This window comes from Neorhizobium sp. PAMB6716 (assembly GCF_058242805.1).
Genome location: NZ_JBZAYW010000002.1, coordinates 1,162,565 through 1,184,733, shown reverse-complemented (window position 1 = coordinate 1,184,733; position 22,169 = coordinate 1,162,565). Strand labels below are relative to the sequence as shown.

Sequence of the window (22,169 nt, the reverse complement as noted above, 5' to 3'; positions counted from 1 at the left end):
GATGGCCTTTGCCCAGGAACACGCAATCACCGATATCTGCATCCTCGTTAGAGACATCCAGCGCTCGATCGAGTTCTATACCGGAAAACTCGGTTTCGAGATCAATCGGCAGGCCGAGGGTTTTGTTGAATTCAACGGCGCCGGCCTGACGCTCGCCTGCTGGGAAATCGATCACCTGAGCGACAATACCGGCGTCTCCAATGCCAAGGCGGAAGGGCCGCACAAGGCCTGTATCGCCGTCCGCGTGGGGTCGCCGGATGCGGTGGATGCCGCCTATACCGAACTCAAGGACAAGGGCGTGCCCTTTTATGGCGCGCCCGCAGACTATGCCTGGAACGCACGGGGTGCCTATTTCATCGGCCCTGACGACGAGCTTTGGGAAATCTACGCGTGGAGGGAGGACGGCTCGGTGGGGAATTTCTAAAAACCCCCCGTCCCTATCTTACCTGGCGCCGGCTTCGACCGGTGCGTAACGCCAGGGCTCGATCGTTGCCGGCCGGCCTTCGAGTGAAAGCGTTGTGGTGCGCGGTGCGGTTTCGGCAATCACCCTGCCCCGGCGGATGACGGCAAGGCGGTTGGCTTTCATCCGCACCGCTTCGACCGTGTCGCGCGCCTCAAGCAGCACCAGATCGGCATTACAGCCAACCCCTATGCCGTAGCCGTCGAGACCAAAGGTCTTTGCCGGGTTTTCGGTGATTGCCCTGAAGCAGGCCGCAACCGCATCGCGACTGGTCATTTGGCCGGTATGGACCGCCATATGGGCGACTTCCAGCATGTCGGCGCTGCCGAAGGAATACCAGGGATCCATACAGCTATCTTGGCCGAACGCGACATTGACACCGAGCGCCATCAGTTCGGGCACCCGCATCATCCCGCGCCGCTTCGGATAGGTATCGTGCCGACCTTGCAGTACGATATTGGCGAGCGGATTCGGCACGCAATGGATTTCCGCCTCGGCGATAAGCGGCAAGAGCTTCGAGACATAATAATTGTCCATCGAATGCATGGAGGTCAGGTGCGATCCCGCCACCCGGCCTTTCAGCCCGAGGCGCTGGGTTTCATAGGCGAGCGTCTCGATATGTCGCGACATCGGATCATCGGTCTCATCGCAATGCAGATCGACCATCAGCCCACGTGCGGCGGCGATTTCACAAAGCGCCTTTACCGACAGCCGGCCGTCTTCCATCGTCCGCTCGAAATGCGGAATGCCACCGACCACGTCGACGCCCATGTCGAGCGCCCGCGTGAGATTGGTGCCCGCTGTCGGCGAGCGATAAAAGCCGTCCTGCGGAAAAGCGACAAGCTGCAGATCGAGATAGTCCTTCACGAGGTCGCGAACCTCAAGCAGCGCCTCGACCCCGGTCAGCCGGTCATCGCAGACATCAACATGGCTGCGGACAGCCAGCAGGCCCTGGGATACGGCAAGATCACAGTACCGCAGCGCACGTTCGATGACGGAGTCCTTCGTCAGGAGCGGCTTAAGCTCTCCCCACAGCTGAATGCCTTCGAGCAGCGTGCCCGAGCGGTTGAGGCGCGGTGTTCCAAGCGACAGCGTTGCGTCCATATGAAAATGGATGTCGATGAAAGGTGCGGTCACAAGCTTGCCACCGGCATCGATCACGCGGCCCGCCTCAGCGGTAATCCCGGCTTCGACCGCGACGATCTTGCCACCGGACATCGCAATATCGATGCCAGTTCGGTCATCGGGCAGATTGGCATTCTTGACGAGTAGATCGAAGGTCATTGGTTGCTCCGGACATGGTGGTGGTGCCGCTCCCCAGACTGAGCATCGTTTGCCGATTTCCTTGGCCGGATACGGTCGTTGTTATGGCACTAGACTAGCTGTAACCTGACCAGGTCGTCAAATTTTAGATGGCTTCGGCTTGTGGAAATGCAACTGTCCGCGCCTACCTCGGGCAGGGCAATTCGTTTATACGGCTGCAAAATGAACACACGTGGCAGATGCCGCCGCGAAAGGATGGATCATGGCCCGGACAACGGAGAAACTCGACGAGAAGATCCGCGCCCGCAATATCAGGATCATCCTAGACGTTGCCACAGATGTGTTTTCCCGCAAGGGTTTCGACGGCGCCAGAATTGCCGAGATCGCCGAATTGGCGAATTTGCCGAAGGCCAACATCTATTATTATTTTTCCTCGAAGGAGGATATCTATTCGACGATAATCACAAACCTGATTGCGGGTTGGGATGATGCTCTGTCAAAGCTGCGTATCGACCAGGACCCCGCGGATGCGCTGCGTCAATACGTCAGGGCCAAGCTTGTGTATGCGCGTGAAAATCCCCGGGAATCGCGGCTTTTCGCAAGCGAGATCATCCAGGGTGCCCGCTTCCTGAGCAAAAAAGATCGCGCCCATATGCGTGCAGCGACCGATAGATACGTGGCGGTTCTCGACCAGTGGATGCAGGAAGGGCGGATGAGAAAAATCGACGCCAGGCATTTCTTTATCATGCTCTGGGGAGCCACACAGTTCTACAGCGATTTCGAACCACTCGCCTGCGACGCGCTTCACCGCAATTCCCTATCCGAGCAAGACTACGACAGTGCAGTGGATACAATCGTGAGTTCCATCGTCAGCGGCGTCATCCCAGTGGGCGGCTCATGCTGACCCAGAGGCGTCTTCCGCTTCGTTTCGCTCGAAACTGTGATGAGACGCGCCAGATTTGCTCAGGAAGAAGCATTGACTTGTTGAACTGACCAGAGATATCCGAAACAGACGGTAATGGATTCTGCCGGGCATTACGCCGAACCGCTTCCTGGATGAAGCTGATGACTCCTACTCAACGCGCATTACGCGAAGGAGTAGAGTCGTGGCCGGAATTTCGCTTTTACCCCCCTCCAATCTTATCGGTATGGTTGACGGAGCGTCGCACGCATGACGCTCGCATCCGTTTTTGACCTTCGTTTCCAGCAGTTTCGCAGTCTCGGAAAATGGATCGTGATCGTCGTGCCCATGGCGATGGCGGTCGGGTCCCTCGTCGCCCTGTTTCTGTGGAGCCTGGAGAGAGCCACCACGCTCCGCTTCGCGTTTCCCTGGCTGATCTACGGCATGCCGGTCGCAGGCTTTGTCATGGTCTGGGCTTACCAGAAGTTCGGCAGATCGGCCGAAGGTGGCAACAATCTCATTGTCGACCAGATCCATGAGCCGGGCGGCGGGGTGCCGCTGCGCATGGCGCCGTTCATTCTGGTCTCCACTGTTTTGACGCATCTGGTCGGCGGCTCGGCCGGACGCGAAGGAACCGCCGTCCAACTCGGCGGCAGTCTGGCCAGTGCCTTCGGCAGGATGTTTAAGCTGACGCCGGGCGATGTGCGCATCGTGCTGATGGCCGGCATTGCGGCAGGCTTCGGCGCGGTGTTTGGAACGCCCATCGCCGGAGCTGTTTTCGCGTTGGAAGTCCTGACCATCGGCCGGATGCAGTATGAGGCCCTGCTGCCCGCCTTGCTGGCCGCCGTTGTTGCCGACTGGACCTGCCATGCCTGGGGGATCGACCATACCCAGTATGCCATCGCCTATCTTGGCGGCGTCGGGGAAGCGGTTGGCTTCCACATCGATGCGCTGCTTTTGCTGAAGGTCGTCATTGCCGGTGTGGCGTTTGGGCTGGCAGCGCATGTCTTCGCCGAGCTTTCCCACCTGGGATCGAGCGCCTACAAGGCACTCCTGCCGTATGCACCGCTGCGTCCGGTGCTTGCCAGCGCCCTGTTGCTGGTGCTCGTCTACCTGCTTGGTACGCGGGAATATCTCGGTCTTGGCGTCTGGTCGCCCAACCCCGACGATGCGACACTGCTTGGCTTTTTCCGCCCAGATCACATCGATTACTGGAGCTGGGCCTGGAAGGGGTTGTTCACGATCGTGACGCTCAGCGCCGGCTTCAAGGGCGGTGAGGTCACGCCGCTGTTTTTCATCGGCGCGGGGCTGGGAAGCGCTCTGGCCGGTCTTCTCGGCGCTCCGGTCGATCTTTTTGCGGCACTCGGTTTTGTCGCCGTCTTCGCCGGTGCGACCAACACGCCCCTCGCCTGCATGATCATGGGTATCGAGCTGTTCGGAGCCACCCATTCGGTCTACCTCGCCGTCGCCTGCTTCGTCGCCTATCTGTGCAGCGGCCATTCGAGCATCTATCTGTCGCAGCGCGTCGGCGTTCCGAAGACCGCCGCCGCCAATGACATCCCCCTAAATATCTCCGTCAGACATATGCGTGACATGCAGGCGCACACCATCGGCGATCTCGTCGGCAGGGTCCGTCTCCGCGCGATCGCCACCACCGCAACGCTCAACCAAAGGCCCATCATCGTGACGCAACACACGCTGCATTCAACCGAAATCGGCATGGTCCGCATCTACATGAAGCCGCGTGAGAAGACGCCCGGCACGGGCTCCTGGTTCGGCTCCAGACTGCTCTACCGGGAACTCGTCCTGCAGGCGAAATCGGCCGGCATCATGAACGCTGTCGCGCACCATACGCATTTCGGTTATTCCAACAGCGGCACGCTTCAGGACGAGGGTTTCGAAATCCCCAACCCGGATCTGACAATGTGCGTCGAGATGATTGCGCCGCGCGACCAGCTTGAGGAATTCTGCCTGACCCATGGTGCGCTCCTGAAACACAAGGTAATCGTCTACAAGCACCTGGAACAGTGGGATGTTGTCCATCACGACGTGGCGGCGGCAGACGCACTCAAAGTTGCGACATCCTGAAGGAGGCGATCCTCGTCTATCTGATCGTTTTTCACGACGCAGGGATCTGTGGTGCTTTCCGACACGCCGTCGACACGGGAGCTGCCGCCCCGGCAGCATGGGCATGAAAGCCACTCTCGAACACGCAATCCTGCATCAAGGCGGAATATGACCTTGCAAAGGATTGCCTCTGCTCACACGAGTTTCATGCGCAACATTTCGTGCCAGCCGTTGGGCTGCAGCACGCGCTTTGCGGCGCAGGATTGTCCACGAGCCAGCGATCTCTCGGCTTGCAGCTCGACGGCCGGGCGTCCAGAGCCACCTCAAACACGCCCGCGTTCAAGCGCGGAGATGAGGCGCAATAGAGCGACATCGGCTGTTTTCCATCGCTGACCTCGAATGTCAGCCTGGCAGACGGGTCCAGACGCACATGGTCGGACACCTTGCGGATGATGGCGCAAAACTTGCCCGCCGGCATGTGGCTCCTTCCATCCTCATCGATATCCCATATCTGGATGAACATTTCCGACCAGGCTTCTGGATTGGCTCCACAGTCAAGTGCGGAGAACCGGCCCGCCTTGACCTCTGTCACGTGATAACCTGCCTTCACCGCTTGCCCGCCGTAGAAAAACACCAGGGGCGCCTCGGGCGTAAGCGCGAGAGTGTCGAGTAGATGGCCAAGGGTGATGTCGGCAGAAACTGACTTGTCGATTGCGTTCATCTGGGCTACTCCATAATACAATTATTCAAGGATTATTGAATTATGGACGACCGTCAAGCTCTAACGTCCTTTGCCGCACTGTCCCAGGAAACTCGCCTCGCCATCGTGCGCGCCCTCGTGGTTGCGGGCCATGACGGTCTTGCCGCCGGCGTCATCGCGGAACGCATGGGCGTCTCGCCCACGAATGTCTCGTTCCACCTCAAGGAACTGGAACGGTCAGGTCTGATCAGCCAGAGACGGCTGTCGCGGTCGATTATGTACAGTGCCAGTTATGACGCGCTGGCGGACCTGGTAAAATTCCTGATGGACGATTGCTGCTCCGGGCATCCGGCCATTCGCGAGACTGTCGAGCGCTCCGGAACAGCATGCTGTTCTCCTGACACATCATCTCCCGAGGGCTCCGTCATTGCATAAAACCCATGTACCTGCGGGGATTGTCTCCGCCCTCGGCCTGACACAGATCATCGGATACGGAACCCTCTATTACAGCTTCAGCATCCTCGCGCCGGGTATGGCGAAGGATCTCGATCTGACGCTTGCTGAGGTGTTCGGGGTGTTTTCTGCCTCCCTGTTCATTGGCGGCCTCTCCGCCAGCTATATCGGCAGACAGATGGACAGGATCGGCGCCGCAACCATCATGACGATCGGCTCGGTGCTTGCCGCTCTGACACTGGCGCTCTGCGCATGGTCACCGTCCATCGCGATCTTTGCCGTTGCCATCGTCCTCTTGGAGATATCCTCTGGAATGGTGCAGTATCAGGCGGCGTTCGCGGCCCTTGTCGAGAGTGATCCCCGATCTGCGTCCCGCAGCATCACGTATCTGACGCTCATCGGCGGCTTTGCGTCGACGATCTTCTGGCCCATCTCGGCAACACTTTCCGGATATCTGTCCTGGCGCGAGATCTATCTCGTCTTCGCAGGCCTGAACCTGTTCCTCTGCATGCCGCTCCACTACTGGATCATGCGTGTCGGGAAAACGGCAGCAAATGGCGATGCGGCCATCCGCCCGCGCGAAACGGTCGTCGGCGCCATCGCGCCGCATGCCAGACGCCGGGGAATGATCCTCGTCTCGATCGCATTCGCACTGCTGGGCTTCACGCTTGCGGCAATCCTTGCCCATATGGTGCCGATGCTCGGATCGATCGGGCTTGGTGCAGCAGCTGTGGTCATCGGGTCGCTTTTTGGTCCCGCACAGGTGCTCAGCCGTCTCATCAACATGGTGTTCGGCAAGAACATGTCGCCACCAGCGCTGGCCGTTCTCTCCGCAGTCTTGATCGTATCAGGCGTTCTGATCCTGCTGGCGAGCGGCAACAGCCTTCTAGGAGCCGTCGCGTTCGCGATCTGCCTTGGGCTGGGCTCCGGCATCAACAGCATCGCGCAGGGCAGCCTGCCGCTCTATCTGTTCGGGTCGGACGGTTATGGTGCGATCACGGGCAAAATGGCGGCCGCCCGGCTGGCAGTCGGCGCCGGCGCGCCGTTCATTTTTGCAGCAGCCATGGAAAAAATCGGCCTGAGTTTCGCGCTTGTCGCCAATGCCTCGCTGGGAATGGTCAGCATTGCCGCATTCGTCGCGGTGGCGACGGCGGCTCGACAACCCGCCGCCGCGACCGGCTGATCCGTCAGATCGATTTCAGCGAAACACGCTCCTCAAGCTTACTCGCCTGTTCCTTGCGCTCGCTGTAGCGCTCTGTCAGATAGGTCGAGGCATCGCGGGTCAGGAGCGTGAACTTCACCAGTTCCTCGCACACATCGACCACCCTGTCGTAATAGGAGGATGGTTTCATCCGGCCATCAGCATCGAATTCCTGAAAGGCCTTGGCAACCGAGGACTGGTTGGGAATGGTGATCATCCGCATCCAGCGCCCCAGAATCCGCATCTGGTTGACGGCGTTGAACGACTGGCTGCCGCCGGACACTTCCATGACCGCCAGCGTCTTGCCCTGTGTCGGTCGCACGGAGCCGATCGACAAGGGTATCCAGTCGATCTGCGATTTCAAGATGCCGGTCATGGCGCCGTGCCGTTCGGGGCTGATCCAGACCTGACCTTCCGACCATTCCGAAGCCGCGCGCAGTTCCTGCACCTTTGGATGACTGACGGGGGCCTCGTCGGGAAGCGGCAGGCCCTTCGGGTCGAAAATCTGCACCTCGCATCCCAGCCGTTCAAGCAAACGCCTTACCTCAAAAGCCAGCAACCGGCTGTACGAGACCTCGCGGAGCGACCCGTAAAGGACCAGGATTTTGGGTTTGTGTGTCGAGAAAGCGGGACGCAGGGCGTCGAGGTCTGTTTCACGCAGATGCTGGTCCTGCAAGGCGGGAAATCTATCAGACAATGCGCTTGCCCTCCTCATCGAGGATCTTTTCGCCGTCTTCCTTGCTGAACGGACCCTTGAAGGCATCCGCCGGCAATATGTCGAGGACGACCTCAGAGGGACGCGACAACCGCGTCCCCATCGGGGTGACGACGAAAGGCCGGTTGATCAGGATCGGCGTCTCGATCATCGCATTGAGAAGCTGGTCATCGCTCAGTTCCGGATTGTCGAGGCCAAGCTCGGCATAAGGCGTGCCCTTCTCGCGGATGGCGGCGCGCACCGACAGGCCGGCATCCGAGATCATCCTTGCAAGCTGTTCGCGGCCAGGCGGGGTTTTCAGATATTCGATCACGGTCGGTTGGATGCCAGCATGCTGAATGAGTTCGAGCGTGTTGCGCGAGGTGCCGCACGCCGGGTTGTGATAGATCGTGACGTCCATGATCTAGGTCCTTTCAGAAATTGCGTTGCGGGAAACGGCGGGGGATGACTCGTACCAACCCTTTGAGCGGTTCACGATCCAGACGACCGAGAGCATGACCGGCACTTCGATCAGAACGCCAACGACGGTGGCGAGAGCTGCACCCGATTGAAAGCCGAAGAGGCTGATCGCGGCGGCGACGGCAAGTTCGAAGAAGTTACTGGCGCCAATCAGTGCCGACGGCCCGGCGACACAATGGCGCTCGCCCGACATGCGGTTGAGGATATAGGCAAGCCCGGAGTTGAAATAGACCTGGATGAGGATCGGGACGGCCAGAAGCGCGATAATGGTCGGCTGGGCAATGATCTGCTCACCCTGGAAGCCAAAGAGCAGCACGAGGGTTGCAAGCAAGGCGACAAGCGAGAGCGGCTGAAGCTTTTCCAGCAGGTGGTCCAACTTTGCCGTGGTGCCGCCGGCGATGAGCCTGCTGCGCAGGACTTGAGCGATCATGACCGGGACCACGATATAAAGACCAACCGAGATGGTCAGCGTGTCCCATGGAACGGTGATGGCGGACAGGCCCAGAAGCAATCCAACGATTGGCGCAAAGGCAATGATCATGATGGCATCGTTGAGTGCCACCTGGGAGAGGGTGAACAAGGGCTCGCCCCGGGTCAGGTTGGACCAGACGAACACCATGGCGGTACAAGGGGCTGCTGCAAGGATGATCAGACCGGCGATATAGGAATCGATCTGGTCGGCCGGCAGATACGGCCTGAACAGCCAGCCGATGAACAGCCATCCAAGAAGCGCCATCGAAAAAGGCTTCACCGCCCAGTTGATGAACAGGGTGACGCCGATACCGCGCCAGTAGCTGCCGACCTTAGCCATCGAGCGGAAGTCGATCTTGATGAGCATCGGAATGATCATCAACCAGATGAGGACGGCAACGGGTATGTTGACCTTGGCGATCTCTGCCGCACCGATGACATGAAAAGCGCCGGGAATGAAATGACCGAGCGCAATGCCGACCACGATGCACAGCGCAACCCAGACGGTGAGATATCGTTCAAACGTGGACATCAGGCGGACTTTCCTTGGGCGTTGGTGGTTCCCTCCATCGTGCCGATCTGCCGCAGCCGTGTTTCAAGCGCCAGGCGATCGATCGATGCGAGCGGGAGACTGAGGAATGCCGTGATCCGATTTTTGAGGAACCGCGCCGCCTGCGCAAATGCACGCTGGATTTCGGCTTCCGACCCGGTCACGGCCGCCGGATCCTCGACACCCCAATGGGCTGTCATCGGGTGTCCGATCCAGACGGGGCAGGCTTCGCCGGCTGCGCTGTCACACACGGTGAAGATGAAATCCATCTGTGGCGCATCAGGCTCGGCAAACAGGTCCCAGCTCTTGGACGAGTAACCTGTTGAAGGGTAGCCAAGGGCCGCGAGTTCCTTGAGCGCGTGCGGATTGACTTCGCCCTTCGGATGACTCCCGGCGGAATAAGCCGCAAAACGACCGCCACCTTCCGTGTTGAGGATCGCTTCGGCGAGAATGGAACGTGCGGAATTGCCCGTGCACAGGAAGAGCACGTTATAGGTCTTTTCGGTCATGTCCGTGATCCGTGGTTAGGTTGGCGGTCGGATAAGGTTCATCATGGTTGCCGATGGTGGGCTGAGAGCGGACATTTGCCGGCGCGCGAGCACCGCTCCCAGAATCTTGTTGCGTATGCATGTTTCAGGACCTGCAAAGCCGGCCGTCAGCTTGTCGTCGGGCATCATCCCCCGAGACTGCTGCCGTCCACATGGCCTATTCCACACCCGCTCATGCCGGACGCTCCGGCGGGCTCGGGATACAGCAAGGCGTAAGTTCGGCGATGAGCGGGGCACACAGTTCCGCCGAGCCACCGCAACAGTCTTTCAAAAGAAACAGCATCATGTCACGAAGCTGCTCAATCTCGGCGCGATACATGATGACCCTGCTGTGCCGTTGCGAGGACACAAGCCCTGCCCGCGACAGAATGTTCAGATGCGCCGACATGGTATTTTGCGGCACCAGCAGCGCGCGCGCGATATCCCCTGCCGGCAGCCCTTCCGGCGCGTGTTTCACAAGCAGCCGAAACGTCTCAAGGCGGGTTGGTTGCGCGAGTGCTGCAAGAGCGAGAATTGCCTGTTCTTGTTCCATATATCCAGATTACTGGAAATATGGAACAAGTCAAGATGCTTGTTTAATCGCGCCCTGCGCGGCTCCGCCATCAAAGTTAGCTATTGTCTCTCTATGAAGATCCGCGGGCATTTAGCGGTCGCATTGATTTGTCCCTTCACGTGCAGGACCGCTCACGGCGAACACCTGCGCCGAAGCCGCTGCGATCGACAACCCGCCGCACCTAGACGAGTTTATGCTAGGACCCTCTCGCCTCACCATTTCCCCGGAGCCGATCCCTCATGTTGCCGCAGTCCAGTTTCGCCACATATCCCAGCCTGAAGAACCGCAGCGTTTTCATTACGGGGGGCGGCAGTGGCATCGGGGCCAGTCTCGTGCGGCATTTTTGCGATCAGGCCTGCCGTGTCGCTTTCGTCGACATTGCGCAAGCAGCCTCGAAGGCGCTGGTCGAGGAGATCGCTGGCTGCGGTCACAGTGCGCCGCTTTTCCTGCCGTGCGATCTGAAGGATATCGATGCGCTTCGCCAGGCGATCGACCGGGCGGCACAAGAACACGGGCCTGTCACGGTCCTGCTCAACAATGCAGGCAATGATGATCGGCACCGGAGCGAAGACGTGACCCCCGCCTATTGGGACGACCGGATGGGTGTCAACCTCAAGCACCAGTTCTTTGCCGCACAGGCCGTGCGCCCGATGATGCGCGAGGCAGGCGGTGGCTCCATCATCAATTTCAGTTCGATCACCGTCATGGTCGGCGATGCCGATTGCCCCGCCTATGTGACAGCAAAGGCTGGCGTCTGGGGCATGACACGCGCCCTGGCGCGCGAGTTGGGGCCGGAGCGCATCCGGGTCAACGCACTTGTGCCGGGCTGGGTGATGACGGAGCGGCAAAAACAACTCTGGCTCGACGACGCCGGCGAGCGCCAGATCCGCGATCGCCAGTGCCTGCGGGAAAAGGTGCAGCCGCAGGATATTGCGCGCATGGCGCTCTTTCTTGCAGCCGATGACAGCAGCATGTGCACGAGCCAACAGTTCATTGTGGATGCCGGCTGGATCTGATCTTTACCGCCGCCTCCAGCGTGCTTCTAGTGATCCTCGTTGCGATCTTCGTGCTCGCTTCGGTCGGCAGCATGCTGGTCGCGCGTGCCAAATTTCGACGGCTCGCTCAACCCGAAGGCCGCGCCCGGAGCATTCGGGCCCCAGCCAGATAGGCCCTTGGCCGCGTCCTCGGCGGCGAGCGGTGCGGCGTTGCATGGCGCAACCAAGACACACGCACTCTTCATCAACAAGACCTATCGGCGCTGCGGCGTGACGTGTAACACCGCAGTTTATGTCATGTCGTCGAGGCCGCTCTTGCCTTCGTGATGGCCAAGCGCATGGGCTGAAGGCGATCACGATCGAAAACAGCGCCTACATGCTGGCCCCAAGTCCATGGCTGGCATCTTCGACCGCGACAAAAGAGTATCGACAGTCTCATCGGCGCGCTTTGCGACATTGCGGGCGCCCGTATCAAAACCGGAAGGACCGACAATGGAGAGACGCGCGAACGATCTGTTTCCAGGCTTTGAGGACAGGCGCGTCGAAACGGCGGATGCCGATCTGGCTGTCCTTTCGGCAGGCTCCGGTCCCGCCGTCCTGCTGCTGCACGGTTATCCGCAAACCCGTTCGGCCTGGCATCGGATCGCTCCGGTGCTTGCAGCCTCCCATACGGTGGTCGTGCCCGACCTGCCCGGCTACGGCGACAGCCGCATGCGCGCAGACGTGCAAGACCCAGGCTCCAAGCGCCGCATGGGCAAGAACCTGCACCAGATGATGCTGTCCCTCGGCCACGAACGCTTCGTCGTGATGGGCCATGATCGGGGTGGCCGCGTTGCCTACCGGATGGCTTTCGACCATCCGCAATCGGTGGCGGCACTCGTCTCGGTCACCGTCGTTCCAACGCCGAACATGTGGGAGGGCGCCAGCAAGGCCTTCGGCATGGGCGCATGGCACTGGTTCATGATGGCCCAGCCCGCGCCGCTGCCCGAGACGCTGATGGCCGCCGATCCGCGCCTGCTGATCGACCTTACCCTTGGCAAGATGGCGAGTGACCTTACACTGCTCGACCCGCTTGCGCTTGAGGACTATCGGCTTGCGTTTGGCCGGCCGGACGTTCGCCACGCCATGTGCGAAGACTACCGAGCCGCCGCCACGATCGATGACACCGACGATCGCGCCGATCGTGCGGCCGGACGCACAATAAAGGTGCCCGTCCTGCTGCTCTGGGAACTGGGACGGCTTTACGGCGGTGGCCGCGAGCCACTGGATATCTGGGCGGACTGGGCAGACACGGTGGAAGGCAAGGGAATTGGCGGTGGCCACCTGCTTGCTGAAACAGCACCGGAAGAGGTTCTCGAGGCCCTGGTTCCATTTCTGGGGAAGATTGCCGATGTCGGATAAAACGGCCAAGGAGCGACGGGCACCCAGTCTGGACGACGGACTGCTCAGTCTGCGCCAGATGGAGGTTTTCCACGCGGTGATGCAGGCCCGCTCGATCACCGGCGCCTCAAAAGTTCTCAATGTGTCGCAGCCGGCCTTGAGCCGCACCATCCGACGCATCGAGGACCTGCTGGGCATCGCGCTTTTTACGCGGGATCGCAACGGCCTGGTGCCAACCTCGGAGGCGCTCGAGATCTTTTCGGAGATCGATCCGCTGATCCGCCAACTCGTCGGTGTCGGCACGCAGATTGGGCGCATCGCCCGCGGTGAAACCGCCGTGTTCCGGGCAGGCTCGACGGCGAGCGTGGCGCGCGCTCTGGTTCCCCAGGCATTGCGCACGCTGTCCGTGGAAGTGCCCGGCATCGAACTGTTTTTCGATGTCTTGCCGGTCGATCAAATCGAGGAATACCTGATCACCGGCCGGGGTGAGGCGGTTGTCACCATCGTCTCGCCGGAACATCCGCTGATCGCCGTGGAGCATGTCGGGCGCGTCGACATGGTCGCCGTCATTCCCAAGGGCCATCCCCTTGCCAGCCATCGGATCATTCGCGCTGCCGATCTTGCCAATGCCGATTTCATCGCCTTTGCGCAAGGTGGCGCGCACCAGACCGTGGTCGACCGTTTTCTCAGCAGGGAAAATCTGACGATGAACACCCGCGCCGTGGCCAGGTTTTCGGATACGGCGCTGGCGCTGGCAAACGAAGCAATGGGCATCGTGCTGGTGGACTATGTCACGACGCTTGGCCCCGTCGGCAGCAATCTCGTCGTTCGTCCCATCGAGAACGCCCCGCAGTTTTCGATTGCTGTGCTGTGGAACCGGCGCAGGCCGCATTCCGCCAACCTGCGAAAACTGATCGAAATCCTGACCCGCAGGCTGCAGGATCTGCCGCTTCTGTCCCCGTGAAAAGGATATCCAGCGCCCACAGCCATGCCGCAAAGGCATGGGAGACATACTCATTATTCGTTGTCTTCGGTACCCGTCGATGGCAATGAGGCCAGGTGGCGTCCAGGGCGCCCCGCTTTGGGAGGAGAATTGACATGACCGTTTTCTTGAGCCGCCGTCAGGCACTGTTTGGCATTGGTGTGGCGAGTGGCGCTGCGGCCTTCGGCCTGCCTGCACGCGCTGCAACCCGTAATCTAGCCGTGCTTCATCTTGCCAGCCATGCGCCAAGTTTCATCGCGTATGAGCGTGGCTACTACAAACAAGCAGGTCTTGATATCGACCTGAAATTTTTCGAGGCCGCCCAGCCCATGGCCGTGGCCATCGCATCCGGCGATGCCGATTTTGGCGTCACCGCCATGAGCGGCGGTCTCATCAGCCTTGCGCAGAAGGATGCGATCAAGGTGATCGGCGGTGCTCTGACCGAGCAGAAGGGCGTGACCGGCGCCATCATCCTCGCATCGAACAAGGCCTATGATGCAGGCCTGACCGACCCGTCAAAGCTTTCGGGGAAAAGTTTCGGCATCACCACCGCCGGCTCTTCGTTCCATTTCATGGCGCACAAGATCGCGCTTGCCAACAATATCAAGCTGTCCGACATCCAGCTTCGCCCGCTGCAGAAGCTCGGCGCCATCGTCGGTGCCCTCACCACGGGACAAATCGACGCCTGGGCCATCCAGCCGAACGTTGCCAAGAAGATGATCCGCGAAGGTGCGGCCAAGCAGATCGGTCTCGTATCCGATTATGCGCCCGACTATCAGGTGACGACCGCGTTTACATCAAGCAAAAATGCCGCCAACGAGCGCGACCTAACGGCGGCCTTCGTTAAAGCCTATTCGAAGGCGATCGCCGACTACAACGCGGCCTTCATTGACAACAAGGCGAGCGATGCCGAGCGCGATGATCTCGCCAAGATCGTCCACAAATATGTCGAGAGCGACAGCCCGTTCGAACTGGCCAAGCAAAACCTGGTCGAGGGTGCCATGCGCATCAACGAAGGGCTCGCCTTGTCGCTCGGCAGCTGCGTCGAGCAGCTCGAATGGTTCAAGTCCGAAGGCATGGTGAAGGATGCCATCACGCAGGAACAGCTCTTCGACACGTCCTACGTCAAGACCATCTGATCGGCCTGCTATACCGCGGAGGCCTTCATGGCCTTCGCCTGGAGGACCCATGCATCTGAAGCTCAACAACATCAGCCATTCCTATGGCGCAGTCGAGGTCCTGAAGGACATCTCGCTCGACATCCCGCAGGGCCAGATCGTCTGTCTGATCGGCCCCTCCGGCTGTGGCAAGTCGACCCTGCTGCGCTTCCTCGGCGGGCTGGAACGGCCACGGTCGGGCGAGGTCCTGCAGGTCGGTATTCCGCCGCAAGGTTCGCTCAACCCGTTGACCTATGTCTTCCAGCACTTCGCCCTCCTCCCCTGGCGCACTGTCGAGGGCAATATCAAGCTGGTGCTCGAAGACCACGGCCTCAGCCGCCGCGAGATGGACGACATTGTCACCGATGTGCTCGACAGAACCCGCCTGTCCGAATTTCGAACAGCACTGCCCAAACAATTGTCCGGCGGCATGCGCCAGCGCGTCGCGATCAGCCGGGCGCTGGCTGTGCGCCCTGCCGTGATGCTGATGGACGAGCCGCTCTCTGCCCTCGACAGCCAGACCCGCGAACTGCTGATGGACGACCTGATTGCGCTCTGGACACGCCAGCCGTTCACGTCGGTCTACGTGACCCATAATCTCAACGAAGCCGTCAGGCTTGGCCACCGAGTTGTTGTGCTGTCGCGCCGGCCCGGCCGCATCCGGGAAATCGTCGATATCGACATCCCCCTGTGCGACCGCCACCTGGGCGACCCGGTGCTGGAAAAAAAGCAGAAGCATCTCTGGGATCTGATGCGCGAAGAGGCGATGGCCGCCGACAAGGAGCTGGTCGATGTCTGATGCCCCTACACTTTCGGTCGCGGCCGCAGCCCCCACAAGCAGTGCCGACACCATTCCCGTTCGCGCCGTGGCCTTCCGCGGAGGCGGATTTGCCCCGATCCCGGTCAAGGGCATGGGCATCGCCGTCTTCGTTATCCTGATCGCGCTTGCCGAAATCGGCACCCGCAGCGGGTTCATATCCAACCTGACGCTGCCACGGCCTTCCGCAGTGTTTGAGACCTTCGTGCAGCTCTGGCAGACCGGCCTTCTATGGAAACACCTTCTGCCTTCGCTGCAGCGTCTGTTCGTCGGCGCCTTCATGGGGATCACCGTCGGGATCGCTGCGGGCGTCATGATCGGCCTCTTCAGCTATGTCCGCGCCGGCATCGTCCCCCTGGTGGCGGCGCTGTTTCCCATTCCCAAGATTGCCCTCCTGCCGCTCTTCGTCATCTGGTTCGGCATCGATGAAACCTCCAAATATGCCTTGATCGCGTTCGGCACGTTTACGCCGACCGTTGTTGCCACCTATGGCGCCGTCGACAATGTCGATCGCACGCTGATCCGGATGGGGCAGAGTTTTGGCCTGAACTGGTGGTCAATCGTGCGCAAGATCGTGCTTCCGGGTGCGTTTCCGGCCATCCTTTCCGGCCTGCGGGTTTCGATCGCCATTGCCATCATCCTGCTGGTTGCGGCCGAAATGCTCGGCGCCCAATACGGTATCGGATCCTATATTCTCGAAGCAGGCTCGCTCTACGATCTCGAGAAGCTGTTTGCCGGCGTCACCATCCTGTCCACCATGGGCCTCATCGTGAACTTCATCATCGGCCGGATCGAGCGCCATTTTCTAAGCTGGCGCGGATAAAGCCGCATTCACAGGAGACATTCCGACATGCTTGCCTTGCAAAAGGTACGCCCCGGCAGCGGCGTGCAATTAAACACGATCGCCGAACCGGATGCGCCGGCCGAAGGAGAGGTGATGATCCGCGTGCACTGCGCCGGCATCTGCGGAACGGACCTGCATATCGCCGAGTGGACGCCGGGTTACGAGGCAATGGAACAGGCAATGCCGGTTACTCTGGGACACGAGTTTTCCGGCACGATCGAGCGTGTGGGCCCCAATGTGCCTCTCGACGCCATCGGTGCCCGCGTCACCGGACGCCCGTCCACGACCTGCGGCACCTGCGATGCGTGCCGGAGCAACGACGAGGACAATTGCACGGCACGCAAAGGTGTCGGCATCGGTCGCAACGGCGCATTCACCTCGCTCGTCTGCGTTCTCTACAGCAATTGCCACCGGTTGCCGGACAGTCTTGCCATGGACATTGCGGCCCTGACCGAACCGATGACCGTTTGCACCGAAGCGGTGGCAACAGCGGAAATTGCGGCCGGCCAGACCGTGCTCATCATCGGGCCAGGCTTCATCGGCCAGGGAATTGCGGTGCTTGCGAGAGCCAGGGGCGCGCACGTGGTTGTCCTCGGACGCAATGATGCGCCCAGACTTGACGCGTTGCGCGCCATCGGCTTCGAGCACCTCATCGATACACAGCACCGGCCGATGGAAGAGGCACTTGCAGAATTTGGCCCCTTCGATGCGATTATGGAGGCTGCTGGCGTGCCAGCCCTTGTGGGAGCCACTTTGCCGTTTCTGAAAAAGCGCGGCATCTTCACCGTTGTTGGCATCCATCCGCGTGCCGCCGAAATCGATCTGACCCGGATCGTGCGGATGCATCAGCAGATCCGTGGCTCCTACCGGGCACCTGCCAAAGACTGGGACGGCGTGATTGCCTTTCTGGATGCCAACCAGCAACTGATGTCGAAGCTGGTTTCACATGCCCTTCCCCTTTCAGACGTTTTGTCGGGCCTTCAGGCAGCAAAAGACCGGACCGCGTCCAAAGTGATGCTACATATGGAAGCGCATCGATGAGCGGCGCCTTCCTGTCCCTCTGGAACGACTATCCCGCCGCCATGGCTGAGGAATACGAGGCATGGCACACATTCGAGCACGTGCCTGAACGGTTGACCACGCCCGGCATGCTGTCTGCCCGTCGTTATGTGTCGTGCAACAGCCCCCAGTCCTATTTCACCTATTATGAAATGCAGGACATGCGCACGATAGAGCATCCGGCCTATCTCGACCTCGTTCGCAACCCGACGCCCTCGTCGCTGAAGATGCGTCCGTACTTTTCGAATGTGCTGAGAATTCCCGGTGAAACCGCAGCCTGCTCAGGATATGGTATTGGCGGCGCGGCACTGGTGCAGGCCTATTCCGTTACACGAGACACCGCCGCACAGGCACTGCCTGATGTGAAACGCGCCTTGCAGCAGATGATCACCGAAGCCCGGATCCTCGGCTTCAGGATCGCGATAGCAGAGCCGAACCAGGCATATGAGGTCTTTACCCAGGAGCAGACAACAGATCCGGATGCCGTCAATGTGGTCCTCCTGCTCGAGAGCGGATCCAGCAAGACCCTTTGCGCCTCGCATGACGCTTTAACCGCGCAGCTGACCGGGCAGCTTTTGCCGCGCGCCTGCCTGCGCAGCGATATCTTCGATCTCCTGATCAGCTATCGCGGCGATGAATTTCATTCCGCAAGAAGCAGGCGAGATGCTGCGAGGTGATCGGCGATTGCCTTACCCGTGAAGGTCCGTCTCGTCGTCCGTTCGTTTGCTGACTTTGAACATCATCTTTCCGGCACGATGCCGCCGGCAAGGATCGTTCTTGAAACGCATCCTGGGCAATCCGTTTGAAGAAGGGCAATGGCTACGCAAGCCTGATCAGCAATGCCTGCCCCAGCGCGCGTTCGTCTCGAACCAAGCCCTCCAATAGGCCAATACTATAAAGACAGTTCAGGCGGGCCGTTCTCCGGGCGGTCAAGCCGGCACACGCAGCAGAAGATCCGGCGCTTGGGCAGGCAGCAGAGAGACCGAAACAGCGGTGCTGGCGAGACAATCCTGGCGAGGATCCCACGCCATCTGTGCGGTTTTTTTAGAATATTAAGCGATAACCGCACGTCCTGTCTTGTTCGTGAAATGTCCGATATAACGCCGTCAGAGGTTTTTCTCGCCGGCGAGGAAGATGCTCCTCGCTATGAGTGGTCGCTTGGCTCCGCCGTTCAGCACCATGTCCGGACGGGAGGTCTGCGTGGGGCGAAAATCGACCGATCATTTCCATGCGCGATGTTGCCCGCCCCCCGTTATGCCGCAGATGTTCGCCCGTCATGCCATGGCCCACTCTTCATGTGCCGGGACTGCGGCGCATTGGCAAATTGCCAATCAATCCGAACTGAGGCCCTCCCCTCTTCCTTGCAACGAGACCGGAGGTGGACCAAGGCGTCCTCATCATATCGACAAGACACGTCCGCAGAATTCGTTGAACATCTATCCCGGCGCAACCGGGCCACCCGGCTGAAAAGAGACCCCGCAGGCATGAGCGCCACAGGCCCGTGTGGGGATAAACTTGTCCAAAGGCGCAGGCTCAACCCAGCGCTCAAGTCCTGATATCAAGACCCTCTCACGGGAAACATGTCCTCGCCGTAGTGATGCAGCCTTGTATGATGGCGACGGCACAGCCAGCGCACTTTCAAAGGTTCGTCGTATTGATCGTGATGCGCATCAACCGCCTCGATGCCGCAAACCTCACAACTCTCCTTGTCGAGTTCGCCGGCCTTGACGGCACGCTGCACAGCGAGATGTGCTTCATATTTGCCGGGGTTGGCACGTCGCCAATTGGCCTGCCGGGTATCCGTCTTCAGCATGTTCGCATTCAATCCCGATTCAGCCCTCGGTGCATGCGGCATTCTACCAGAGGTCCGGGCATCGATAAAGCGCATTGGTTGTCACGACCTTTGACCCGAGAGACGGGCCTGATGGAAAAAAGCCCGACGGATCGCTCCATCGGGCCTTACTTCACTCTGCCGGTTTGAACGGGATCAGGTCCGTTCCAGCACCACGGCAATGCCCTGCCCGACGCCAATGCACATGGTCGACAGCGAATAGCGTCCGCCGGTTTCCAGAAGTTCCAGCGCTGCCGTGCCGGTAATGCGGGCGCCCGACATGCCGAGTGGATGACCAAGGGCGATGGCGCCGCCGTTGCGGTTGACGCGGGCGTCGTCATCGGCAATGCCAAGCTGACGAAGGGTTGCCAGACCCTGGCTGGCAAAGGCCTCGTTCAGTTCGATCACATCCAACTGGTCCTGCGTGAGTCCCAGCCGGTCGAGCAGCTTTTGGCTGGCCGGCGCCGGACCGATGCCCATGATGCGCGGCGGCACACCGGCCGTCGCACCACCGACAATACGGGCAATCGGCGTCAGGCCATACTTCTTGGCCGCCGCCTCCGACGCGATGATAAGCGCTGCCGCCCCGTCGTTGACACCCGATGCATTGCCGGCCGTGACCGTGCCACCCTCTTTCCGAAACGGCGTGCCGAGCTTGGCCAGCGTCTCGATGGTGGTTGCGCGCGGATGTTCGTCCTTGTCCACCACGATTGGATCGCCCTTGCGCTGCGGGATTGTTACGGAGACGATTTCCTTTGCGAGACGACCGTTTGCCTGTGCTGCCGACGCCTTGTTCTGGCTGCTGACCGCAAAGGCATCCTGGTCCTCACGGCTCACATTGAAATCGGCGGCAACATTTTCACCGGTCTCGGGCATCGAATCCACGCCATACTGCTTCTTCATCAGCGGATTGATGAAGCGCCAGCCGATCGTGGTATCATGGATTTCGGCTGCACGCGAAAAGGCGGTCTCCGCCTTCGGCATCACGAAGGGCGCCCGGCTCATGCTTTCCACGCCGCCGGCAATCATCAGGTCCGCCTCCCCCGCCTTGATGGCGCGGGCAGCGGCAATAACGGCATCCATGCCCGAACCGCAAAGCCGGTTGATCGTGGTGCCGGTAACGGAGACCGGCAGGCCGGCGAGCAGCAGCGACATGCGCGCCACATTGCGATTGTCCTCGCCCGCCTGGTTGGCGCAGCCATAGATCACATCATCGACCGCTTCCCAATCGACAGACGTGTTGCGCGCCATCAGCGCCTTCAACGGCACCGCGCCCAGATCATCGGCCCGCACGGAAGACAGTGCGCCGCCGAAACGGCCGATCGGCGTGCGGATATAATCGCAGATAAAAGCATCAGTCATTCTGATCTCCTCAAAGGGCCGGGACGACAAGATCGGCAACCGGACCATCGGTATGAAGCGGCGCGCCCGTCATGGCCTGCAGCTCCTCCATGGTCATGAGCCCAAGCTTTTCGCGCACGACAAAATGTTTATCCCTGATATCGATAACGGCGTGGCTGGTATAGACCCGCGTGATGCAGCCGACACCGGTCAGCGGAAAGGTGCAGGCCTCCACAAGCTTCGGTTTGCCATCCTTCGTCACATGTTCGGTAATGACGAAAACCTGTTTTGCGCCATGCACCAGATCCATCGCGCCGCCGACGGCCGGCACGCCCTTGGAGCCGACGCGCCAGTTGGCGAGATCGCCATTTTCAGCCACCTGATAGGCGCCGAGAATGGCGACATCCAGATGGCCGCCGCGCACCATGGCAAAGCTGTCGGCATGGTGGAAGAACGAGGCGCCGGGCTTCAGCGTCACGGCCTTCTTTCCGGCATTGATCAGGTTCCAGTCTTCCTCGCCTTCCGGTGGCGGCTCGCCGAAATTCAGGATGCCGTTTTCCGTGTGAAAGATCGCTTCCCGGCCCGGTGGCTGGTAGCGCGCCACCATTTCGGGAAAACCGATGCCAAGGTTCACATAGGCACCGTCTTCGATATCCTGCGCGGCCCGCCAGGCAATCTGGGCGTTAGACAGTTTGATGTCTTCGCGTGTGTCGGTCATGCGTAGGCCACTCCTGCCCGGATGAGCACTTCTTCCTGCTGCGGATCGGCGACTTCCACGACGCCGTTGACGAAAATACCAGGGGTGATCACCGCTTCCGGATCAATGCCGCCGGGGGGCAGGATTTTGGTCACCTGGGCAATGGTGGTCTTGGCCGCCATGCACATCAGCGGATTAAAATTGCGGCCGGCCTTGTTGTAGGTGAGGTTGCCGTGGGTGTCGCCAAGCTCTGCCTTCACGATGGCGAAGTCTGCTTTCAGCCAGCGCTCCTGCACGTAGGAACGGCCGTCGAATTCGGCGATCACCTTGCCATTGGCAAGTTCCGTACCGAAGGCGGTCGGCGTGTAAAATGCCGGAATACCGGCGCCGCCGGCGCGGATGCGTTCGGCAAGCGTGCCCTGCGGCACCAGTTCCAGCTCGATCTCGCCGGCGAGATACCGGTCGGTAAAGGCGCGCGGATCGGATGAGCGCGGGAACGAGCAGATCATTTTTTTCACCACCCCCGCATCGATCATGGCGGCAATGCCGATACGACCATTGCCGGCATTGTTGTTGATGACGGTGAGGTTTTTCGGCCCCTTGTCGATCAGCGCATGAATGAGTTCAATGGGGGCGCCGGAACCGCCGAAGCCGCCGATCATCACCGTTGCGCCGTCGAATATGCCGGAGACGGCGTCTGCCGTGCTTCCGATGGTCTTGTCCAT

At 60.3% G+C, this 22,169-nt stretch carries 24 protein-coding genes and 1 riboswitch; of the genes, 13 read left to right on the top strand and 11 right to left on the bottom strand.

From position 1 onward, the window contains the following. Nucleotide 1: 1 nt before the first annotated feature. Nucleotides 2-424: a VOC family protein gene (locus AC4CWH_RS24015; protein WP_491285867.1), complete on the top strand. Its 423-nt coding sequence runs from the start codon at nt 2-4 to the stop codon at nt 422-424. A gap of 18 nt (nt 425-442) precedes the next feature. Here AC4CWH_RS24015 and AC4CWH_RS24010 read toward each other — a convergent pair whose 3' ends face one another. Continuing rightward, nucleotides 443-1,744, bottom strand: coding sequence for an amidohydrolase family protein (locus tag AC4CWH_RS24010; RefSeq protein ID WP_491285868.1), 1,302 nt, complete (start codon nt 1,742-1,744; stop codon nt 443-445). Between the two features lie 211 nt (nt 1,745-1,955). Here AC4CWH_RS24010 and AC4CWH_RS24005 point away from each other — a divergent pair, with 211 nt between their 5' ends. Beyond that, nucleotides 1,956-2,627 (top strand): TetR family transcriptional regulator C-terminal domain-containing protein, encoded by a 672-nt coding sequence (locus AC4CWH_RS24005; RefSeq protein WP_491285869.1) that lies wholly within the window; start codon nt 1,956-1,958, stop codon nt 2,625-2,627. 101 nt (nt 2,628-2,728) lie between these two features. Beyond that, nucleotides 2,729-2,805, top strand: a riboswitch (Fluoride riboswitch). An 89-nt stretch (nt 2,806-2,894) separates the two neighbouring features. Next, a complete protein-coding gene (locus AC4CWH_RS24000) occupies nt 2,895-4,712 on the top strand; it encodes a voltage-gated chloride channel family protein (RefSeq protein ID WP_491321734.1) in 1,818 nt (605 codons plus the stop codon). A 184-nt stretch (nt 4,713-4,896) separates the two neighbouring features. On the opposite strand, the gene AC4CWH_RS23995 is transcribed toward AC4CWH_RS24000, so the two are convergent. Further along, nucleotides 4,897-5,412 carry a DUF6428 family protein gene (locus AC4CWH_RS23995; RefSeq protein ID WP_491321733.1) on the bottom strand — a complete coding sequence of 172 codons (516 nt, stop codon included), beginning with the start codon at nt 5,410-5,412 and terminating at the stop codon, nt 4,897-4,899. Nucleotides 5,413-5,454: 42 nt separating this feature from the next. Here AC4CWH_RS23995 and AC4CWH_RS23990 point away from each other — a divergent pair, with 42 nt between their 5' ends. After that, the gene (locus tag AC4CWH_RS23990) at nt 5,455-5,826 is read left to right on the top strand and encodes an ArsR/SmtB family transcription factor (protein ID WP_491285873.1); all 372 of its coding nucleotides are present in this window, start codon (nt 5,455-5,457) and stop codon (nt 5,824-5,826) included. Then, on the top strand, nt 5,819-7,027 hold the full coding sequence (gene arsK, locus AC4CWH_RS23985) for an arsenite efflux MFS transporter ArsK (RefSeq protein ID WP_491321732.1): 1,209 nt from the start codon (nt 5,819-5,821) through the stop codon (nt 7,025-7,027). Before AC4CWH_RS23990 ends, arsK begins: the two co-directional genes overlap by 8 nt. A gap of 4 nt (nt 7,028-7,031) precedes the next feature. On the opposite strand, the gene arsH is transcribed toward arsK, so the two are convergent. The 5 genes from arsH to AC4CWH_RS23960 form a co-directional block, all read right to left on the bottom strand. After that, complete coding sequence (gene arsH, locus AC4CWH_RS23980) at nt 7,032-7,760, bottom strand: arsenical resistance protein ArsH (RefSeq protein WP_491321731.1); 729 nt, start codon at nt 7,758-7,760, stop codon at nt 7,032-7,034. After that, nucleotides 7,735-8,160 carry an arsenate reductase (glutaredoxin) gene (gene arsC / locus AC4CWH_RS23975; protein WP_491321730.1) on the bottom strand — a complete coding sequence of 142 codons (426 nt, stop codon included), beginning with the start codon at nt 8,158-8,160 and terminating at the stop codon, nt 7,735-7,737. The genes arsH and arsC overlap by 26 nt, the downstream gene beginning before the upstream one ends. A 3-nt stretch (nt 8,161-8,163) precedes the next feature. Next, nucleotides 8,164-9,222 carry an ACR3 family arsenite efflux transporter gene (gene arsB, locus AC4CWH_RS23970; protein WP_491321729.1) on the bottom strand — a complete coding sequence of 353 codons (1,059 nt, stop codon included), beginning with the start codon at nt 9,220-9,222 and terminating at the stop codon, nt 8,164-8,166. Continuing rightward, nucleotides 9,222-9,749 carry an arsenate reductase ArsC gene (locus AC4CWH_RS23965; protein WP_491321728.1) on the bottom strand — a complete coding sequence of 176 codons (528 nt, stop codon included), beginning with the start codon at nt 9,747-9,749 and terminating at the stop codon, nt 9,222-9,224. The genes arsB and AC4CWH_RS23965 overlap by 1 nt, the downstream gene beginning before the upstream one ends. Before the next feature lie 211 nt (nt 9,750-9,960). After that, complete coding sequence (locus AC4CWH_RS23960) at nt 9,961-10,320, bottom strand: ArsR/SmtB family transcription factor (protein WP_491285879.1); 360 nt, start codon at nt 10,318-10,320, stop codon at nt 9,961-9,963. Nucleotides 10,321-10,580: 260 nt separating this feature from the next. Here AC4CWH_RS23960 and AC4CWH_RS23955 point away from each other — a divergent pair, with 260 nt between their 5' ends. The 8 genes from AC4CWH_RS23955 (at nt 10,581) to AC4CWH_RS23920 (ending at nt 18,252) form a co-directional block, all read left to right on the top strand. Then, nucleotides 10,581-11,357: an SDR family NAD(P)-dependent oxidoreductase gene (locus tag AC4CWH_RS23955; protein WP_491285880.1), complete on the top strand. Its 777-nt coding sequence runs from the start codon at nt 10,581-10,583 to the stop codon at nt 11,355-11,357. 471 nt (nt 11,358-11,828) lie between these two features. Next, the gene (locus AC4CWH_RS23950) at nt 11,829-12,737 is read left to right on the top strand and encodes an alpha/beta fold hydrolase (protein ID WP_491285881.1); all 909 of its coding nucleotides are present in this window, start codon (nt 11,829-11,831) and stop codon (nt 12,735-12,737) included. After that, nucleotides 12,727-13,680 carry a LysR family transcriptional regulator gene (locus tag AC4CWH_RS23945; RefSeq protein ID WP_491285882.1) on the top strand — a complete coding sequence of 318 codons (954 nt, stop codon included), beginning with the start codon at nt 12,727-12,729 and terminating at the stop codon, nt 13,678-13,680. The genes AC4CWH_RS23950 and AC4CWH_RS23945 overlap by 11 nt, the downstream gene beginning before the upstream one ends. Nucleotides 13,681-13,814: 134 nt before the next feature. Next, on the top strand, nt 13,815-14,837 hold the full coding sequence (locus AC4CWH_RS23940; protein ID WP_491321727.1) for an ABC transporter substrate-binding protein: 1,023 nt from the start codon (nt 13,815-13,817) through the stop codon (nt 14,835-14,837). A 49-nt stretch (nt 14,838-14,886) separates the two neighbouring features. Further along, nucleotides 14,887-15,654, top strand: coding sequence for an ABC transporter ATP-binding protein (locus tag AC4CWH_RS23935; protein WP_491321726.1), 768 nt, complete (start codon nt 14,887-14,889; stop codon nt 15,652-15,654). Between the two features lie 112 nt (nt 15,655-15,766). Then, on the top strand, nt 15,767-16,495 hold the full coding sequence (locus AC4CWH_RS23930; protein ID WP_491322326.1) for an ABC transporter permease: 729 nt from the start codon (nt 15,767-15,769) through the stop codon (nt 16,493-16,495). A gap of 27 nt (nt 16,496-16,522) precedes the next feature. Beyond that, nucleotides 16,523-17,557 carry a zinc-dependent alcohol dehydrogenase gene (locus AC4CWH_RS23925; protein ID WP_491321725.1) on the top strand — a complete coding sequence of 345 codons (1,035 nt, stop codon included), beginning with the start codon at nt 16,523-16,525 and terminating at the stop codon, nt 17,555-17,557. Next, nucleotides 17,554-18,252 (top strand): hypothetical protein, encoded by a 699-nt coding sequence (locus AC4CWH_RS23920; protein WP_491321724.1) that lies wholly within the window; start codon nt 17,554-17,556, stop codon nt 18,250-18,252. Before AC4CWH_RS23925 ends, AC4CWH_RS23920 begins: the two co-directional genes overlap by 4 nt. A gap of 881 nt (nt 18,253-19,133) precedes the next feature. On the opposite strand, the gene AC4CWH_RS23915 is transcribed toward AC4CWH_RS23920, so the two are convergent. The 4 genes from AC4CWH_RS23915 to AC4CWH_RS23900 form a co-directional block, all read right to left on the bottom strand. Beyond that, nucleotides 19,134-19,388, bottom strand: a complete 255-nt coding sequence (locus tag AC4CWH_RS23915; RefSeq protein WP_491285889.1) for a hypothetical protein — start codon at nt 19,386-19,388, stop codon at nt 19,134-19,136. A 174-nt stretch (nt 19,389-19,562) separates the two neighbouring features. Further along, nucleotides 19,563-20,768: a 3-oxoadipyl-CoA thiolase gene (pcaF, locus tag AC4CWH_RS23910; RefSeq protein WP_491321723.1), complete on the bottom strand. Its 1,206-nt coding sequence runs from the start codon at nt 20,766-20,768 to the stop codon at nt 19,563-19,565. Nucleotides 20,769-20,778: 10 nt separating this feature from the next. Beyond that, the gene (locus AC4CWH_RS23905; RefSeq protein ID WP_491321722.1) at nt 20,779-21,465 is read right to left on the bottom strand and encodes a 3-oxoacid CoA-transferase subunit B; all 687 of its coding nucleotides are present in this window, start codon (nt 21,463-21,465) and stop codon (nt 20,779-20,781) included. Next, nucleotides 21,462-22,169: a 3-oxoacid CoA-transferase subunit A gene (locus AC4CWH_RS23900; protein WP_491321721.1), complete on the bottom strand. Its 708-nt coding sequence runs from the start codon at nt 22,167-22,169 to the stop codon at nt 21,462-21,464. The genes AC4CWH_RS23905 and AC4CWH_RS23900 overlap by 4 nt, the downstream gene beginning before the upstream one ends.

What these genes read in the sequence shown, in the direction of transcription:
- AC4CWH_RS24015 (WP_491285867.1), top strand. Translation starts at nt 2, where the DNA reads ATGGCCTTTGCCCAGGAACACGCAATCACCGATATCTGCATCCTCGTT.
- AC4CWH_RS24010 (WP_491285868.1), bottom strand. Translation starts at nt 1,744, where the DNA reads ATGACCTTCGATCTACTCGTCAAGAATGCCAATCTGCCCGATGACCGA.
- AC4CWH_RS24000 (WP_491321734.1), top strand. Translation starts at nt 2,895, where the DNA reads ATGACGCTCGCATCCGTTTTTGACCTTCGTTTCCAGCAGTTTCGCAGT.
- AC4CWH_RS23995 (WP_491321733.1), bottom strand. Translation starts at nt 5,412, where the DNA reads ATGAACGCAATCGACAAGTCAGTTTCTGCCGACATCACCCTTGGCCAT.
- AC4CWH_RS23990 (WP_491285873.1), top strand. Translation starts at nt 5,455, where the DNA reads ATGGACGACCGTCAAGCTCTAACGTCCTTTGCCGCACTGTCCCAGGAA.
- arsH (WP_491321731.1), bottom strand. Translation starts at nt 7,760, where the DNA reads ATGAGGAGGGCAAGCGCATTGTCTGATAGATTTCCCGCCTTGCAGGAC.
- arsC (WP_491321730.1), bottom strand. Translation starts at nt 8,160, where the DNA reads ATGGACGTCACGATCTATCACAACCCGGCGTGCGGCACCTCGCGCAAC.
- arsB (WP_491321729.1), bottom strand. Translation starts at nt 9,222, where the DNA reads ATGTCCACGTTTGAACGATATCTCACCGTCTGGGTTGCGCTGTGCATC.
- AC4CWH_RS23965 (WP_491321728.1), bottom strand. Translation starts at nt 9,749, where the DNA reads ATGACCGAAAAGACCTATAACGTGCTCTTCCTGTGCACGGGCAATTCC.
- AC4CWH_RS23960 (WP_491285879.1), bottom strand. Translation starts at nt 10,320, where the DNA reads ATGGAACAAGAACAGGCAATTCTCGCTCTTGCAGCACTCGCGCAACCA.
- AC4CWH_RS23955 (WP_491285880.1), top strand. Translation starts at nt 10,581, where the DNA reads ATGTTGCCGCAGTCCAGTTTCGCCACATATCCCAGCCTGAAGAACCGC.
- AC4CWH_RS23950 (WP_491285881.1), top strand. Translation starts at nt 11,829, where the DNA reads ATGGAGAGACGCGCGAACGATCTGTTTCCAGGCTTTGAGGACAGGCGC.
- AC4CWH_RS23945 (WP_491285882.1), top strand. Translation starts at nt 12,727, where the DNA reads ATGTCGGATAAAACGGCCAAGGAGCGACGGGCACCCAGTCTGGACGAC.
- AC4CWH_RS23940 (WP_491321727.1), top strand. Translation starts at nt 13,815, where the DNA reads ATGACCGTTTTCTTGAGCCGCCGTCAGGCACTGTTTGGCATTGGTGTG.
- AC4CWH_RS23935 (WP_491321726.1), top strand. Translation starts at nt 14,887, where the DNA reads ATGCATCTGAAGCTCAACAACATCAGCCATTCCTATGGCGCAGTCGAG.
- AC4CWH_RS23930 (WP_491322326.1), top strand. Translation starts at nt 15,767, where the DNA reads ATGGGCATCGCCGTCTTCGTTATCCTGATCGCGCTTGCCGAAATCGGC.
- AC4CWH_RS23925 (WP_491321725.1), top strand. Translation starts at nt 16,523, where the DNA reads ATGCTTGCCTTGCAAAAGGTACGCCCCGGCAGCGGCGTGCAATTAAAC.
- AC4CWH_RS23920 (WP_491321724.1), top strand. Translation starts at nt 17,554, where the DNA reads ATGAGCGGCGCCTTCCTGTCCCTCTGGAACGACTATCCCGCCGCCATG.
- AC4CWH_RS23915 (WP_491285889.1), bottom strand. Translation starts at nt 19,388, where the DNA reads ATGCTGAAGACGGATACCCGGCAGGCCAATTGGCGACGTGCCAACCCC.
- pcaF (WP_491321723.1), bottom strand. Translation starts at nt 20,768, where the DNA reads ATGACTGATGCTTTTATCTGCGATTATATCCGCACGCCGATCGGCCGT.
- AC4CWH_RS23905 (WP_491321722.1), bottom strand. Translation starts at nt 21,465, where the DNA reads ATGACCGACACACGCGAAGACATCAAACTGTCTAACGCCCAGATTGCC.
- AC4CWH_RS23900 (WP_491321721.1), bottom strand. Translation starts at nt 22,169, where the DNA reads ATGGACAAGACCATCGGAAGCACGGCAGACGCCGTCTCCGGCATATTC.